Raw genomic sequence first — 1072 nt, 5'->3', positions numbered from 1 at the left:
ACCGGCGTGCTGGCCGTGCAGGCGGTCTGCGCGGTGTACGCCTTCCGCCTGGACGGCGAGTCGCTCCGGCCGCTGTGGGCCCTGCCCCTGCAACAGGTCGTCTACCGGCAGGTGATGTACCTGGTGCCGCTCGGCCTCCTTGCGGGTGCGCTCCAGCGTCTCCTCGGCCTGCCGGCGCAGCGTGGTGGCCCGCTCGATCGCCTCCGTGCGGACCTTCTCGCTGTCGGTCTGCGCGGTGGAGCGCAGCTCGTCCGCGTCCGCCTTCGCCTTGGCCAGCAGCTCCTCGGCGGACTTCGCCGCCTCCTCGATCTGCGCCACGGCCTCCTTGCGGGCCTCCGCGCGGATCTTCTCGCCCTCCGCGACCGCGTCGGCGCGCAGCTGCTCGGCCTCGCCGCGCAACCGGCGGGCCTCCTCCTGCAGCTCGACCGTCTTGGCGCGGTACTCCTTGGTGTCGTCCTTCGCCGCGCCCTTGAGCTGCTCGGCGATGTCGTGCGCCTCCGCGCGCAGCCGGTCCGCCTCGGCCTCCGCCTCACGGCGGATCCGCTCGGCCTCCTCGGCCGCGGCCCGGGTGGTCTTCTTGGCGTCCTCCGACGCCTTGGTGAGAACCTCCTCGGCCGTCCGGGCGGCCTGCGACAGCTGGGTCGCGGTCTCCTCGGCGGTGAGCGTACGGGCTTTCTCCGAGGCCTCGGCGACGATCTTCTCGGCCTCCGCGCGGGCGTCGGCGACCAGCTGCTCCGCCTCGGACCTGGTCTGCTCGGCCTCCTTGGTGGCCTCCTCGACCAGCCGGGCGACCTGCTCCTTCGCCGTGCGCGTACGCGTCTCGTTGGCGGACTCGGCGGACGAGATCGCCTTGGCGGCGGCCTCCTTCGCCTCGGCCAGCACCTTCTCCGCCTCGGCCCGCGCCTCGCGCAGCGCCGCCTCCGCCTCGGCCATCCGCTGCTCGGCGGCCCGGCTCAGCTCCTGCGCCTCACGGCGCGCGGACTCCGACTCGGTGACCGTGGACGTGCGCAGCTGCTCGGCGTGGTCGGTGGCCTCCTGCGCCTGCGTGGAGGCGGCGTTCAGCAGCCGCTCG

Annotated in this window: 1 pseudogene; it reads right to left on the bottom strand. The window is 74.3% G+C overall.

The window, feature by feature from the left end:
- Positions 1-1072: pseudogene (locus N4P33_RS35430) on the bottom strand (hypothetical protein); the annotation flags it as partial.

It is taken from the genome of Streptomyces sp. 15-116A (genome assembly GCF_025290915.1).
GTDB lineage: Bacteria > Actinomycetota > Actinomycetes > Streptomycetales > Streptomycetaceae > Streptomyces.
This window is presented reverse-complemented; position numbering and strand designations above follow the sequence as displayed.